General features: G+C 37.6%; 14 protein-coding genes. All 14 read right to left on the bottom strand.

From position 1 onward, the window contains the following. Nucleotides 1–225: 225 nt before the first annotated feature. The 14 genes from murC to atpA all read right to left on the bottom strand — a co-directional run bounded on the left by murC (nucleotide 226) and on the right by atpA (nucleotide 16,404). Complete coding sequence (gene murC, locus HMPREF9333_RS06700; protein ID WP_005540832.1) at nucleotides 226–1,605, bottom strand: UDP-N-acetylmuramate--L-alanine ligase; 1,380 nt, start codon at nucleotides 1,603–1,605, stop codon at nucleotides 226–228. Nucleotides 1,606–1,763: 158 nt separating this feature from the next. Next, nucleotides 1,764–2,282, bottom strand: coding sequence for a QueT transporter family protein (locus tag HMPREF9333_RS06705; protein WP_005540834.1), 519 nt, complete (start codon nucleotides 2,280–2,282; stop codon nucleotides 1,764–1,766). 15 nt (nucleotides 2,283–2,297) lie between these two features. Further along, the gene (locus HMPREF9333_RS06710; protein ID WP_005540836.1) at nucleotides 2,298–2,861 is read right to left on the bottom strand and encodes a shikimate kinase; all 564 of its coding nucleotides are present in this window, start codon (nucleotides 2,859–2,861) and stop codon (nucleotides 2,298–2,300) included. A gap of 38 nt (nucleotides 2,862–2,899) precedes the next feature. Then, nucleotides 2,900–4,558, bottom strand: a complete 1,659-nt coding sequence (locus HMPREF9333_RS06715) for a putative manganese-dependent inorganic diphosphatase (protein WP_005540838.1) — start codon at nucleotides 4,556–4,558, stop codon at nucleotides 2,900–2,902. 25 nt (nucleotides 4,559–4,583) lie between these two features. Then, on the bottom strand, nucleotides 4,584–5,681 hold the full coding sequence (locus HMPREF9333_RS06720) for a substrate-binding domain-containing protein (RefSeq protein WP_169311758.1): 1,098 nt from the start codon (nucleotides 5,679–5,681) through the stop codon (nucleotides 4,584–4,586). Between the two features lie 193 nt (nucleotides 5,682–5,874). Continuing rightward, the gene (locus HMPREF9333_RS06725; RefSeq protein ID WP_005540850.1) at nucleotides 5,875–6,945 is read right to left on the bottom strand and encodes a galactose ABC transporter substrate-binding protein; all 1,071 of its coding nucleotides are present in this window, start codon (nucleotides 6,943–6,945) and stop codon (nucleotides 5,875–5,877) included. Between the two features lie 15 nt (nucleotides 6,946–6,960). Then, a complete protein-coding gene (locus tag HMPREF9333_RS06730) occupies nucleotides 6,961–7,962 on the bottom strand; it encodes a sugar ABC transporter substrate-binding protein (protein ID WP_005540852.1) in 1,002 nt (333 codons plus the stop codon). A gap of 3 nt (nucleotides 7,963–7,965) precedes the next feature. Then, entirely contained in the window at nucleotides 7,966–9,873 is a 1,908-nt protein-coding gene (locus HMPREF9333_RS06735; protein WP_005540854.1) for a sensor histidine kinase, read from the bottom strand. A 5-nt stretch (nucleotides 9,874–9,878) separates the two neighbouring features. Further along, nucleotides 9,879–11,492 carry a response regulator gene (locus HMPREF9333_RS06740; RefSeq protein WP_005540855.1) on the bottom strand — a complete coding sequence of 538 codons (1,614 nt, stop codon included), beginning with the start codon at nucleotides 11,490–11,492 and terminating at the stop codon, nucleotides 9,879–9,881. Nucleotides 11,493–11,509: 17 nt separating this feature from the next. Beyond that, nucleotides 11,510–11,959: a D-aminoacyl-tRNA deacylase gene (gene dtd / locus HMPREF9333_RS06745; RefSeq protein WP_005540857.1), complete on the bottom strand. Its 450-nt coding sequence runs from the start codon at nucleotides 11,957–11,959 to the stop codon at nucleotides 11,510–11,512. Between the two features lie 166 nt (nucleotides 11,960–12,125). Further along, complete coding sequence (gene atpC / locus HMPREF9333_RS06750) at nucleotides 12,126–12,527, bottom strand: ATP synthase F1 subunit epsilon (RefSeq protein WP_005540859.1); 402 nt, start codon at nucleotides 12,525–12,527, stop codon at nucleotides 12,126–12,128. A 9-nt stretch (nucleotides 12,528–12,536) separates the two neighbouring features. Next, on the bottom strand, nucleotides 12,537–13,931 hold the full coding sequence (atpD, locus tag HMPREF9333_RS06755) for a F0F1 ATP synthase subunit beta (RefSeq protein WP_005540861.1): 1,395 nt from the start codon (nucleotides 13,929–13,931) through the stop codon (nucleotides 12,537–12,539). Between the two features lie 88 nt (nucleotides 13,932–14,019). Then, nucleotides 14,020–14,889, bottom strand: coding sequence for an ATP synthase F1 subunit gamma (gene atpG, locus HMPREF9333_RS06760; protein ID WP_005540863.1), 870 nt, complete (start codon nucleotides 14,887–14,889; stop codon nucleotides 14,020–14,022). Between the two features lie 15 nt (nucleotides 14,890–14,904). Further along, nucleotides 14,905–16,404, bottom strand: a complete 1,500-nt coding sequence (gene atpA / locus HMPREF9333_RS06765; RefSeq protein WP_005540865.1) for a F0F1 ATP synthase subunit alpha — start codon at nucleotides 16,402–16,404, stop codon at nucleotides 14,905–14,907. Between the last annotated feature and the right edge of the window lie 18 nt (nucleotides 16,405–16,422).

Here is a 16,422-nt window from a genome sequence, read left to right on the forward strand (position 1 = left end):
CTTCTTCCGCAGTATTATCCCAAGTAGTACAGGCTTTGCATAAATTGCAAATCCTCAGCAAACAATGACTAAATCATCATTTTCTGAATTAATTTTTGCCTATGTCTATGTAAATAATACCATAGCTTAAAGCAAAATAAAATAGTTGTGAAGCACAAAAGAATCCACAATATTATCGACATTGTGGATTCTTTTGTGTGTTGATGATGTGGAAATGTTGATAGTTTAATTTCCTGTAAGGTGTTCAGCCACCTTAACAATATCTCCTGCACCCATAGTTATGCACAAATCTTCCGGAAGAAGATTTGTAAGTAAAAAATTTTCTATGTTATCAAATGAATTTATATAATATGCTTCAACACCTTTTTTAAGTAATAAATTAACTATATCTTCCGAGCTTACTTCCTTATTATCCTTTTCTCTGGCTGCATATATATCTGAAAGTATTACAAGATCCGCCATTGCTAAAGAATTTGCAAAGTCATTTAAAAAAGCCTTTGTCCTGCTGTAAGTATGCGGCTGAAATACACATACAAGTCTTTTATGCGGATATTTTGAAATCGCACTGAGCGACGCCATTATCTCCTGCGGATGATGTGCGTAGTCGTCAAATATATTTATATTGCCTCCTATACACCCCTTAAATTCAAGCCTCCTGCCTACACCTCTATATTCCTGCAAGCCTTTTAAAATATCCTCAATCCCTATACCAAGTTTTAATGATGCGGCAGCGGCGGCAAGTGAATTATCAACATTATGCCTGCCCATCACACCTAGCTGTACATGTCCAAGTTCATCTTTAAAAGCCGTAATGTTATATGAAGCAATGCCGTGAGAATCAAAATCTATATTATCCGCATAAATATCACTTTCTTTGCCTCCGTAAAGCACTACACTGCCTTTAAATCCGGCAGTCAGCTCATCTATATCCTTAATTTCAGAGTTTATAACCAGGATGCCGTTATCGGATATGTTATTTATAAAGATTTTAAACGAGTTTCTTATATCATCTATATTATCAAAAAAATCAAGATGATCTTCTTCTATATTTAAAATAATTCCTATATACGGCTTTAATTCAAGAAAGCTGTTTTTATATTCACATGCCTCTGTTAAAAATATCTCTCCTGCTCCTATATGTATATTGCCTCCTATAAGATCAAGCATCCCTCCAAGTGATATAGTAGGATCAAGCCCCGCCTTTACCAAAATATAGCTTAACATTGAAGTTACGCTTGTTTTACCGTGAGTCCCGCTTACTGCAATAGAATATTTATAATTTTCCATAAGTTGAGCAAGAAGCTCAGCCCTGCTTAAAAGCGGTATATTCAAACTAATGGCTCTTCCATATTCGGGATTATCTTCTTTTATAGCCGCAGTAAATACTACACAGCCTGTATCAGCGGTTATATTTTCTGCTTTATGCCCGTAACATATATATGCACCTTCACCTTCAAGCTCAGTGCATATACTGCCCGGCAAGGTGTCGGAACCGCTTATTTTAAATCCCCTTTTAATAAGAATTTTTGCAAGTCCGCTCATGCTTATTCCGCCTATTCCTATAAAATGAATATGCTCCGGTTTGTTAAAATCTATTCTATACATAATAATTTAAGTTATATTCCCTGGTATATGAAATATTTAAAAATCTCCTTAACTTGCCTCAGATATTTGTGATTATATTATTTGTTCAGAAAAACACTGTTTTAGTACTTCAAAACACTGTTTTAGTACTTCCGGTGTTTTTCTGAAATTTAACTTTCTTACAGCCTCTTGGAATTTGAATGTTCTGCCGTAAATATAAATTTTTTATATTTTGAAAGTGTAAAGCTCAGCATATTGCCAAGTACGCATACTGCGATAAACTCTCCGGCACCTACCGTCAGCATCATAAATGGTATAAAATCATTCATTCCATAAGCATATTTTAGCACAAACGGTATTATAAGTATATTGGCAATTACAGGGGGGAGGCTGGCAATATATTTTTTTTCTCTAAGCATATAGGTACCTGCGGCACCTATAAGTGTCGCAAGGCTTCCAAATACAATATCGGCAGCCACTGCACCTGCAAGAAAATTTGCTATAAAGCAGCCTATAAAAAGTCCCGGCACAGCTGCCGGAAAGAATATAGGCAGTACGCACAGGACTTCGCTTATTCTAAACTGCACCGGCCCGAAACTTATAGGTGCAAATACAAGTGTAAGTGCTGTATAAATACCTGCCGTCATAGCCGCATACGCTATCCAGAGTGCAGGATTTTTACTATTATTTTCAAACATATTTCTCTCCAAAATTTATGTTAAAAGCTTACAGGTTATCTCTTCAACAACCTTTTTTATGCTCTTTTTAACCTCATTTACAGTGATGTCGGCATATCTCTCATAATAAGGAAGCCTTTCATAATAAAGGCTTTTTAAGGTCTGTCCAGGTGCAAAGCTCACACCTCTCGCCCTGAGATCTCCAAGTCTTGATTTTAATGCACCGTATGGAAGTTCAAGATATACCACGGTGCTTATTTTTTTTAGATTTTTCATGGCAGACTCACCATATATAACGCTTCCGCCGGGTGCAATTACATAACCGCTTATATCAAGCTCTGCATTTACCTGTTCTTCTATCTTCCTAAAACCGTCATCACCGTATTCTTCAATAAGCTCCTTAAGCAGCTTATTATATTTTTCCTGTATTATAATATCAACATCTACAAATTTCATTCCAAGTCTTTTTGCAAGAACCACACCGACAGAGCTTTTTCCCGATGCCGGCATACCTATAAGAGTTATATTTCTTGGAAGTTTTGAGCGATCAGTTTCTACAGATTGACCAAATTTCTGAACAGATTTTATATTTTCATCCATATTGTTATAATTTACTTTCAATATATTTTAAAACTTTATCAAAGCATTGCCTGTGCACCAGATGTAAGTGCCGGTACGAGCTGTTTTTTTCTTGATACAACACCGGGCAGTTCAAGAACTTCATTCTCTGTAAGACTCTCAGCTGCGACTCTGAATGATTCGCATGCAAGCTTACCCGCACCGTTTCCTACACATATAAGCCTTGTTTTTTGCTCAAGTATATTGGTAAGCATAAGAAATATCATATCTTCCTCAATATCCTTAAGTATATCGCTCATGTAAGGTACAAGCCTGTCTTTTATATCTGAAAGTTCATCCTCATTAAGTGAACTTATCTGACCTATACCTATATTTATCTTCCCAAGAGTAAATCTCTTATAATCCTGTTTAAATATCTGCTCATCAGTCTTGTTTTTTAGATTGCTTGCTGCTGCAAACATCTTATTTGCATATTCTTCTATATTTATGCCTGCTTTTTTTGCAAGACTGAGACCTGCCTCTTTATCAATATCAGTACATGTAGGTGAGCGAAATAAAAGTGTATCCGATATTATAGCCGAACACATAAGACCTGCCATCTGAGGCGGTACATCAATATTCTTTTCCTTAAACATCTGATATATTATAGTTGATGTACAGCCAAGAGGCTGGTTTCTAAAATATACAGGTCCTGCGGTACTTATAGTGCCAAGTCTGTGATGATCTATTATTTCAAGTATATTGGCACTTTCAACGCCTTCTGCCGCCTGGATCTTTTCATTATGATCTACAAGAATTATATTTTTTCCTTTTGCCCCAAGCAAATTACGCCTTGATATCATTCCCTTGTATTTACCGGTTTTATCAAGTACAGGAAAATACCTGTGTCTTACACTTGCCATTATTTCCTTTATATCATCAAGATAATCATCTTCTGAAAAGGTTATAAGATTTTCAGAAGTCATAAAAAAGCTTATAGGCATTGACTGGTTTATAAGACCTGCCGCCGCAAAGGTATCATTAGGCGTTGTCATCACTGTTGTATTGTTTGCCTGTGCAAGTTTTTTTATCGTTTTTGAAGCATCGGCACCTGCACATACAACTATACATGCCGCACCCATTTCAATGGCACAAAGCTGTGATTCATAACGATTTCCTAGTATTACAAGATCCCCCTCTGATATATACTGCTCCATAATATCAGGATTGGCTGCGGCTATAAGAACTTTTCCTTTGTTAAAGTATTTCTGTGCATCTCCTGTTATAAGCTCAGCCTCAAGGGTATCGAGTATATTTTCATATTTTGTATTGGCTTTTGACAAGGTTGAATTATCGTATATATTCATATATGAGCTTGCTATGTCCTTTACGGTTATTATACCTTCAAGCCCTCCCTTGCTGTTTACTACCGGCAGAGTCGGCACATCAAGCTCTTTCATCAGGTTCCATGCTCTTTTTATTGAAATGCCCCTGTCAACACCCTTTGTCCGGCGAAATTCTATGTCCTTCACCTGAGTTTTTACATTTTTTATAAGCCTTGGAACCTCAGCTCCGAAATAATTAAGCACAAAGCCGGTTTCCTCATTGAGCTCACCTGCTCTTGCAGGTTCAAATGTTTTTTTTTCAGTTTGTTCTTTAAAATAGGCATAAACTATTGCCGAACATATTGAGTCGGTATCAGGATTTTTATGACCTATAATTATAGTCTTCTTTTCCACTTACTTTAATTTCCCTTATATATAATCAATTCTTAAGCTGCTCAAGAATCTCGCTTACATTATCCTTTGTAACCTCAGTATATCCAAATGCATTTCTTGCTTCAACCGCTTTTTTGTTTATAAGTGAAATGCTTGATTCTGCCGCCGTCTGTGCCTGAAGCGTACTGTTTTCATATAAAGTTCCGCCAAGCTTTCCTGAAGAGATGCTGCTGCATGTTTCTTTAGTAGTATTTACAGCAACTATATAAATATTTTCTCCGGGGCTTCTTCCTGCTTCCTGTGCACCCTCAACAGCCCCAAGTGCAGCCTCTGTATCGGCACAAAATACCACTTCCGCCTTATCCCCGAATTTTGCAATTACATCTATAATAGCCTGTTTTGCAGCGGCACGATTATAGTTTACACCTATTTTAAAAAGTTCTTCTCTTCCAAGACCCGCATCTGCGATCGCCTTAACACAGTCATCACTTTTTAATCCTGTATCTATTATATCAGCATCGCCTTGTAAAAGTACATAGCTTACTGTACCGTCCCCATTTATATCACCTTTATTGCTATATGCCGCTATCATGTTGCCGAGCATTTTCCCTGCTTCTTCCACATCACCGCCTACATATGCCGCCCTTATGCCCTCAGTTGCCCATCTGCCTTCTTCCGCATATGACGGTTCCCGATTTATGATTATAACAGGGATCCCTGCAGCATCGGCTTGTTTTACATAATTTTCAGTCTCAGAAGGTTTTACCGGTTCTATTATAATTGCATCAAATCCGGAACTTATAAATTCATTCACATTATTTGTCTGTTCGTCCCGACTTCCTGCCGCATCCTTAATAATTATATTTTCCGCTTTACAGCCTATATCCTCAAAACTTTTCTGAAGTTTTTCTTTATATGATGCACTGAAAGCATTTTCTATATTATACATAGATATACCTATCTTAAGCTCCCCGGCTTTTATTCCCTCCTGCAGACTGTCCTGTGCAGCTGCCGAGCCTCCGTTTTCCTGCTGTGCTTTGGAAGATGCTCCTGAGCCTTTATCTCCTTTTCCGGAACAGCCTGCCAGAATATTGGCTGCAATCAGTATGGCTGTTAATGCCATAATTCTTTTTTTAATCTTCATCCCTGTTTTTCCTTCCTCATTTATCTGTATCAATATTTTATTTATGTGTATACAGCTTAAAACAGCATACCTGCATATTTGCAAAAGGTCTGCTGTCAGCATGTAAAAAGCCCATAAAGCATATCAGTCAAAATATTTAACTAATATAATAACACACACCTGACGATAAAACCACCCTGTTCTGCTTATAGAATCAGGGTGAAGCTTTATTATATGCAGAATATTTTATATAGGCATATTTATCTTGTATAAGTTTTTTAGAGCTTTCATTTGAGATATTTCCTTGTACTGCATTATCAACTGCAATATCAAGTATAAGTCTGGCATATTCACTAAAATCACATTTCACAGTTCCGTAAATTTTTCCCTCATCAACCGCCTTAATTGCCTCATTACTTCCATCCATACCGAATATCTTCACTCCCCTTGTATCATGGCATCTTTCTATGGCATCAGCGGCTCCAAGTGCCATATCGTCATTATTGGCTATAACAAGTTCAATATTATCGGCATATTTTGTCAGCCAGTCTTCCATAATTACTGAGGCCTGATTTCTATCCCAGTTTGCAGAAGCGGCGGCAATTTTATGTACAGGAACATTTTTATCCTGCAAATTTTTTATAACCCACTCCGTCCTTATAAGAGTATCCTGATGATTTGCCTCTCCCTCAAGTATTACATAAGTTACCATGCCGTCATTATTTAAATCAAGTGAAGCCGGATCTGAGGCATATAGCTGCGATATCATACCCGCCTGCTGTATAGCCGCATCTTTTGAATCGCTACCTACATAATATATATTTTTACTTCTGTTTATATCACTTTTTACAGGTTCACGATTAAAAAATATAAGCGGTATATCCGCCTCCACCGCTCTGTCAATTATCGTTGAGACCTCTGTTCTTTCGACCGGATTTACACATATTGCATTATATTTTAAAGATACAAATTTTTCAACCTGCCTGTTTTGTATAAGCTGACTTTGCCCGGCATCTACCATTTCATACCTTACCCTTATACCTTTGTACTGACTTTCATTAAGCAATGAGTCTATCTCAGTGCATATTGAATTAACAAAAGTATCATCACCGCTGTAAACACTTATGCCTATAAAAACCGCATCATCTTTAACCGCCTTTCGGGTAAAAGAACTGGAGTTAGCTATAGCAACCATAGCTATAAGCTCAAGTGCTATCCCTATGATAAGACAGGTTCTTAATGATATTTTTTTCAGCAAACTGAATTTATTATTTTCTTCCTGCATAGTTACCCCTATAATTTAATTAATCGGATAAAGCATCTTTGTATATTTGCCTGATTTTAATATATCCTTATCTATAAAATAACTAGGTATGGTTTTATCTTCGATTTTAAGTCCCTTCTTATCTTTTGAAAATATCGCTTTGTATGAGTTGTTCACTGCGACATACCCCTCATCATATTCATTCCATGTAACTATGCCCAAAACATAGTCCTGCTCCATCTTGTTTAAGATATAAGTTGTTGTACCTATACCGTATAGCCTCAAATTTTCCGTCTCTTTCATTGAAGCCATATACGCCATTTCAGTAAATCCGCTTCTTGACAGAGCTATTACGGCAGGAGGCTGATACCATCTGCTGCACTCAGTGTCAAAAAAACTGCTGTAAAAATTTTCATCAGCTTCATCCTGCTTAAAAACAACATTAAAGCCTGCCCGCTCTAAATCCTCTTTAAGTATATCGCAAAGCTTCTTGATATAATTTTTTCCGGGAATAATATATACAGGCACTGATGTGTCTTGCGATTCTTTTATTCTTTCAACAAGGCTGTCTATGGCACTCCGATAATTTACACCGACATAGCCTCCCCCTTCATCATATACTGAATCAGGCATAACAACAGGTATTTTTTTCCCTGATGTATTGCTTAAATTTAAAAGTTCGGCACAGTCTATACCCGGAACCATTATAATATCCGCTCCGAGGTCAGATTCCTTTATTATAAGAGATTTAAGCTGTTCCAATCCGGAGTCTTTATATATACTGCTGAAATTTACATCTATTCTCTCATCCTCGGCAGCTTTTTCTACTCCCTTTTTAAATCTGGTATAATATTCATCTTCACCTTCACAAATTATCACAGTCATTCTGCACACTGTATCGGTATCTTCATCACGTACAAAAAAATTGGTCATTGACATAATTAAAAACAATGCCAGCAGTGTAAAATACATAGCCATGACAACAAACATCTTATTATTTGCATTATTTACTGTTCTGCTATTTATTTTTTTATCCATTTACTAAGCCTCGACATCCTTTTTTGTATATATCTCAGCAGGAAAATAAATGATAATTTCAGTGCCCTCATCAGGCTCGGATATTACTTCCACACCGCCTTCACTGCCATATTGTTTTAATATACGGTTTCTCACATTTTTAAATCCTATTCCTGAACCACGTGGTTTTGAAACTCTTGTCATATCGGCAGACATTATCTCTGCGATCCTCTCCTTAGTCATACCCGCTCCATTGTCCTTAACGCTGAAATATACCTTATCATCCTTTATATATGCCTTAATCAGTATACGACCGTCCTCATCATCCATATATTCCATACCATGGTAAATCGAATTTTCAACTATCGGCTGAAGAATAAGCTTTAGGGTTGACATTTGATTAACATTTTCATCTATATCAAATTCATATACAAACTTATCCTTAAATCTCATCTGCTGTATTAAAATATAATTTTTTACATAGTCTATCTCCTCACTTACAGGTATAAATTTCCTGTCAGTGCTTAAAAATATCCTAAAAAAATTACCGACTGCCGTTACAACTTTTTTAGCATCTTCTGTCTTACCTGCTTCTATAAGCCATATAACTATACTTAGTGTATTATATAAAAAGTGAGGATTAATCTGTGCCTGAAGAACATCAAATTCCGCCTGTACCCTCATCTCTTCCGCTTCAACCCTTTTTTGGTTCTCTATCCGCTTATCTTCAATAAGCTGATTTATACGGATCCTCATGTTTTCAACTGCCTTGCCGAGGCTCTCTATCTCATAAACACCGCCGACAGGTACTTTTTGGTTAAAGTTTCCTTCTTCAATAGTCTGCACCGCTTCCTGAAGCCGACTTATAGGATCACTTATTTTGTCAAACATAAATGTATATATAAGTGTTATTGCAAAAAACTCCGCAAATATTATTACAGAAATAAACGGACCTGTATATGGACTGTTAAAAATACTTTCCACAGAATAGCCGACACCTGCTATCCTCCAACCTGTATAGCCTATGGTCTTTACATATAATATGCGTCCCGACTTATCCTTGTATTTATTAACCCCGTCGCTGCATTGAGCCGCTTCAGCATTGTATTCAAACAGCCTGCCTGAGTATAGCAGTCCCATCTTAGGATGCCATATGACTTCCCCCTTATTATCAATCATATATACATATCCCTTGCTGCCAAAGCTTATATCTGACAAGTTTCCCACAAGCTCATCATATTTCATATCAATCAATAAAACCGCCTGCTCACTTTTTCCATCCCTTGTCAGCTCAATAATCCTTGACATTGATACCACCCACTTGTATCGGTAATCACCGGATTCGAATATCTGCTGCAGATGCGGCAGTGAAAAATGATTGTTTTCAGTGTCTTTAAATGTATTTGTAAACCATTCCTGATCTTTTACATCATATCCTGTTTTCATCCTTGCGGCAGGTGCGGCATACATAAGATTACCGTCAAGAGAAAAAATCGCAATATTTTCAATCTTTCCCCTGTAACTGTCATATAATAAATTAAGCATATTATGTATATCAACATTTTCATTGGAGTTTTTAAATACATTGTAATATATCGTATTTGACAGCTTCATTACATCTCTTAGATATATATCAAATAAACTCCCAGCCTGGTTTAATACATTCATATTGCCTTCATTCACCTCTTTTTGTGAGGCTTCAGCCATTCTTTTTGAAACGAAAAAAATAGTTGCCCCCACAGAAGCGTTGGTTACCAGTAAACTGTACAATAACAGCACAAGTCTTATACCTTGCCTATATAGGAAATTTTTGCTGATTATATTATATTTTTTTTTGCCGGTAGATATTCCTTTATTTAGAGAATTTGAATTTTCTTTTTTTTTCTTTATATTATTTTCTTTATCATTCCCGGCATTCATGCCGTCTGTCATAATTATTAAGCTTTCTTATCTCCTGACCTGAATTTAGTAGGACTCATTCCAAATTTTCTTTTAAATACATAACTGAAATAGTTCTGTTCCGGATATCCCACCTCACCTGCAATAACGTAGGTTTTTTTATCTGTATTTTTCAAAAGATCCATAGCAAGTTTAAGTCTAAGCTCGGTAAGATAGCCTATATAACTTTGTCCGGTTTCCTTTTTAAATATGGTTGAAAAATATGCCGTGCTCATATGCAGCTCTTTGCATATCATTTCAAGTGAGAGATCGGGGTTTGTAAAGTTTGCCTGTATATAGCGTTTTGCCTCTTCAATAACCCTCTTTGTAGTATTCTCACGCTTTTCACGCATATATTCATGGATTTTTATACTTATAGATTTAAACCATATTTTAAATTCTTCCATATTTTTAATTATTTCAAGTATATCGGTATATTCACCTGAATCTTGTGAATTTACAACATCAAAATTAATCTCATACTGCTGCATAAGCTGTACTATACAATTTGCCACACTAAGCATATATGCATGATACTGGCTTGTATGAACCTTTGCAGATTCCATTTTGCCAAGTATCGCATCAGTTACATAATATACACTTTCCTTCGTACCGAATTTTATAGAATAGGTTAAATCACTTTCATCTCTGTCGGTAAATTTGAGAATACCAAGGTTTACAGGCTCAACATCACGGAAATACAGTATATCTCCTCCGCCTACTACATTTTTGTAACCAAGTGCATTTAATGCATCTGCATATGAATATGTAACATCATAGAGTTCGCTGCAGGTACTTCCTACTGCTATTGTAATTGATACTCCAAGTACTTTGTTGCTGCCTTTACATATATTCCTGAGTGTATCAACAAACTCATCCTCCATATGCTTCTCATTCAGCCCGGCAATCATTACAAGTCTGGCATCCTGTGATGAAGTAAAAATACAATATTTGTAATCTTCACAAAGTCTGTCCTCTATAAACTTTTGTACCGATACGGGTATAAGCTCCTTATCCATATAACTTTTTTCAGTATCTTCTATATCAATTACAGAAACTACCCATGCAGCCGCAGGCGTAAGGTCTATGGAATACTTTTTAACCTTTTCATCAATCTCATCCCTTAATGCCTTTCCGGCTATCAAATTGTTTAAAAACTGTCCCCTTAATATAGGTATACTTGCCTTATAATTATTTCTTAAGATATCAATATCACGACTTTTTGATCTCTCATCATCAAGCCTTGTCTTAACTTTAAGCAATATTTCTAAAATATCTTCACTGCTTATCGGCTTAAGTACATACTCGGATACTCCAAGCTTTATTGCTTCCTTGGCATATTCAAAATCATTATACCCTGAGCATATTATTATCTTAAGTGATGGATAGAGCTTTCTTGCCTCCTTGGCAAGCTCCAAACCGTCCATATACGGCATACGTATATCCGTCATTATCACATCAGGCTCTTTTGATTCAAGTTTTTCAAGTGCATCCTGACCGTTTTCAGCATCATCAACCACTACAAATCCCGCTTTTTCCCAATCAACTGTATTTTTAATTGCATTCCTTATTTCAGATTCATCATCTACAATCATAATCTTATATAAATCCATATATTCCCTCCTCGTATTTATTTTATATCTCTTTCATCTAGGACTATTGTAAACGGACCGTCATTTACCAGACTTACCTTCATATCAGCTCCAAACCTGCCCTGCTCAACCTTAATACCGCTTTCTTTTGCTTTTATAATCATATATTCATACAGCTGTTCGGCACGTTTTGGATCTCCTGCATATATAAAACTGGGTCTGTTACCATCCCTGCATGAAGCAAGCAGTGTAAATTGAGATACCAAAAGAAGTTCACCGCCTACATCTGATATAGATAAATTAGTCTTATGATTTTCATCCTCAAAAATCCTGAGTTTAATAAGTTTTGCCAGGAATTTATCAACCGTATTTTCATCATCATCCTTTGATACTCCTACAAGTACCATTAGACCTTGTTTAATGGCACCTACTGTTTTATCATCGACTGCGACCTCTGCGCTGTTTACTCTTTGTATAACAAGCTTCATTACAAAACCCTCCAAATTATAATTGTTATATAAAAGCACAAAAAGATATACATCGAATCTTACTTCATAAGTATATCTTTTTTACTGTATTTTATAAATACTAAATTCTTAAACTTTTATTATTTTTTTTATAAGGCTTTTACATAAAAATACAACATTATAAATTTTAATGCTTATTTTTTGCTTCAAGTCTGACAAGTGCCCTTACCAGTGCGAGTTCAGCCCTTGCCATATCAATGTTGCCTTTTTCCGAGAGCCTTCTTTGTGCCCTTACCTTTGCCTGCCTTGCACGCTCTTCATCTATCTGATCGGGACGTTCACACGCCTTGGCAACTATTGTAACGCTCTCTTTAAGTATTTGTACAAAGCCTGAAATAAGTGCCGCAGATGTTACTTTGCCCCCTTCATGTATTTTTAAAATTCCCGGATATATCACAGTGGTCATAGGTATATGCTTTGCATAAACACCTATTCTACCTTGTATGGTATTAAACTCAACCATATAGACATCGCCCTCATAAAAGACTTCATCAGGAGTTATTATCCTTAGTTTAAAAGTATTTTCCATAAGAACCCCCTATTTTTGTGCAGCCTTCTCCAAAACTTCATCTATTGTTCCTGAATTAAGGAAAAACTGTTCGGCTATATCGTCATGTTTACCTTCAAGAATCTCCTTAAATCCCCTTATAGTTTCAGAAAGCGGAACATACTTACCTTCAAGTCCTGTAAACTGAGTAGCGACAAAGAACGGCTGAGATAAAAATCTCTGTATCTTCCTTGCCCTTGAAACCGTAAGCTTGTCATCCTCTGAAAGCTCATCCATACCGAGCATCGCTATAATGTCCTGAAGCTCTTTGTATTTTTGAAGTACCTTCTGTACATTTCTGGCAGTTGTATAATGCTCATCTCCCACCACATGCGGTGAAAGTATCCTTGATGTTGATGCAAGCGGATCAACCGCAGGATATATACCCTGTTCAACTATGGCACGATCAAGTACCGTTGTTGCATCAAGATGTGCAAAAGTATTGGCAGGTGCAGGGTCCGTAAGGTCATCCGCAGGCACATAAACTGCCTGTACTGAAGTTATTGAACCGTTTTTTGTTGATGTTATCCTCTCCTGAAGCGTACCCATCTCAGTCTGAAGAGTAGGCTGATAACCTACTGCTGAAGGCATACGTCCTAAAAGCGCCGAAACCTCGGAACCTGCCTGTGTAAATCTGAATATATTGTCAATAAATAAAAGTACATCCTTGCCGCCTTTATCACGAAAATATTCTGCCATAGTAAGACCTGTAAGCCCCACTCTCATTCGTGCACCGGGAGGTTCATTCATCTGACCGAATACAAGCGTAGTTTTATTTATAACTCCTGAATCCGTCATTTCATAATAAAGATCGTTACCTTCTCTGGTTCTCTCACCTACACCGGTAAATACCGAATATCCTCCATGCTCTGTCGCTATATTTCTTATAAGCTCCTGTATAAGCACTGTCTTTCCTACACCGGCACCGCCAAAAAGTCCTATTTTACCTCCTTTTTGATATGGACAAAGAAGGTCAACAACCTTTATACCTGTTTCAAATATTTCTGCTTGAGTTGACTGTTCTTCAAATGAAGGTGCCTTCCTGTGTATAGGAAGGTATTCCTGAACCTCCGGCGGCTGCTTACTGTCAATTACTTCTCCAAGCACATTAAACATACGACCGAGTGTCTGCTCACCTACCGGCACCAATATAGGCGCTCCGCTTGCAACCGCTTCCATTCCCCTTCTGAGGCCGTCAGTTGAACCCATGGCAACACATCTTACAGTATCATCACCTAAATGCTGTGCAACCTCAACCGTAAGCATCACTCCCATATTATCTATCTTTACTGCCTCATTTATCTGCGGGAGATGCCCCTGGCTGAATTTTATATCAAGAACCGCACCTATAATCTGTGTGATTCTGCCTGTATTTTGATGCGCCATCTACATTTCTCCTTTACTTTTTTACTTTATATTTCCTTTATAAATTCACTTTTTTTATTTTTATAATAAGTTAAAAACAAAAAGCCGCCTACTCTATTGCATTTGCTCCGGCAACTATCTCAGTAAGCTCCTGTGTAATAGCTCCCTGTCTTGCTCTGTTATATTGGAGACTTAGCTTGTCTATAAGCTCATCTGCATTATTTGTTGCATTTTCCATAGCATTCATCCTTGCACCGTTTTCAGCCGCTGCCGCCTCCTGTAATGCACCAAATATAATTGATGCAATGTATTGAGGCACTATTTCATCAAGAACCACTTCTTCATTTGGAGAATAATTCATAATGGCACCGTCTGTACTTATATCGCCCTCTTTCTGCTGTGATTGAATCTCATCTGCATCAAGAGGAAGAAGCTTTATAAGTGTAGGTATATGCACAACAGTATTTTTAAAATTAGTATATGCTATATATATCGCAGAAATCTCTCCTGCCTCATATCTTTTTAAAAGCAGCTCAGTTATATCTTCGGCATCCTTATACAAAGGTTCGTTAATGACCTCCGCATAATCACCGGCTATATTATAACCATGCCTTTCAAGAGCATCTTTTCCTTTTTTTCCTATACTGTATATAAATGCCTGTTCTTTTTTAAAGGAACGTTCAACAAGTCTTATTATATTATTGTTATATCCTCCCGCAAGCCCTCTGTTTGAAGTAATTGCCACCACAGCATCCATTTTGCCGTCATTCTTCTTTAAATATTTGTGGTCAAGATTTGCACTTTTAGAAAGTATTGAAGCTATAGTCTCATATATAAGATTAAAGTAAGGTTTTGATTTTTCAGCCTTCTGTCTTGCTTTTTGCAGCTTTACGGTAGATACAAGCTTCATTGCTTTTGTAATCTGCTTCGTGCTTTGTATACTGCCTCTTCTGCGCTTTATTTCCTTCATTGAAGCCATACAGGTCCACCTCCCTTATGCTTTCTTGCATTCTTCAACAGCCTGTGTAAGCTTCTTTTCAAGTTCCTCACTTACGGACTTCTTTTCCCTTATCTCAGTCAGGATTTCAGGGTAGCGTGAATCTATAAATCTGAACAGCTTCTCCTCAAATTCCGCTATATCTCCTACCTCTATATCAAGCAAGAGCTTTCTTGTAACCGCATATATTATAATTATCTGATATTCAACCTGCATAGGCTTAAAATTAGGCTGTTTTAAAACTTCCCTTATCCTTTCACCCTGTGCAAGCTGATTGGCGGTAGCCTCATCAAGCTCTGAGCCGAACTGTGCAAATGATGCCAGCTCTCTGTACTGTGCAAGCTCAACTCTCACGGGTCCCGCAATTTTTTTCATAGCCTTAATCTGTGCGGCACCGCCTACTCTTGATACTGAAAGTCCCGCATTTATAGCAGGCCTGAAACCCGCATTAAACATCTCCGTTTCAAGATATATCTGCCCGTCAGTTATTGATATGACATTGGTAGGTATATATGCAGAAACATCACCTGCCTGAGTCTCAATTATAGGCAATGCTGTAAGTGAACCTCCTCCCAGCTCATCTGAAAGCTTTGATGCCCTCTCAAGGAGACGTGAATGAAGATAAAAAACATCACCTGGGTATGCCTCACGTCCCGGAGCCCTTTTAAGCAAAAGGCTGAGTGTCCTGTACGCAGCAGCATGCTTTGTCAAATCATCATAGATTACAAGTACATCCTCTCCGGCTTCCATCCATTCTTCTCCCATAGCACATCCTGAGTAGGGTGCTATATATTGGAGCGGTGCAGGTTCAGATGCAGTTGATACAACCACTGTCGTATAATCCATAGCACCATAATCCTCAAAAGTCTTAACTATCGATGCGACAGTTGAAGCTTTTTGACCTATTGCCACATAAATACAGTGTACATTCTGACCTTTCTGGTTGATTATGGTATCAACCGCTATCGAAGTCTTTCCTGTCTGCCTGTCTCCTATTATCAGCTCTCTCTGCCCCCTTCCTATGGGGATCATCGCATCTATCGCCTTTATACCTGTCTGTAACGGAGTATCAACTGATTTTCTATCAATAACTCCATGTGCAACTCTCTCAATTCTTCTGTATCTGTCGGTCTGCACAGGTCCTTTACCGTCTACCGGCAACCCAAGTGCATTTACAACACGTCCGGTAAGTGCATCTCCCACCGGTACTTCAACTACCCTTCCCGTAGTCTTTACAGTATCTCCCTCACTTATGCCGCTGCTGTCTCCTAAAAGTACAGCACCTACATTATCCTCCTCAAGGTTTAAAACCATACCGTAAATCTCCCTCGGAAATTCAAGCAGTTCACCCTGCATGGCATTATCAAGACCATGTATTCTCGCTATGCCGTCTGCCACCTGTATAACAGTTCCCACATCAGATACTTCAAGCCTGCTTGAATATTTTTCAATCTGACCTTTTATAACTGAACTGATTTCTTCCGGTCTTAAATTCATTTAGCTTCCCAACCTGCT

Origin of the sequence: Johnsonella ignava ATCC 51276 (assembly GCF_000235445.1) — a bacterium.
In the GTDB taxonomy this organism is placed as follows: domain Bacteria; phylum Bacillota; class Clostridia; order Lachnospirales; family Lachnospiraceae; genus Johnsonella; species Johnsonella ignava.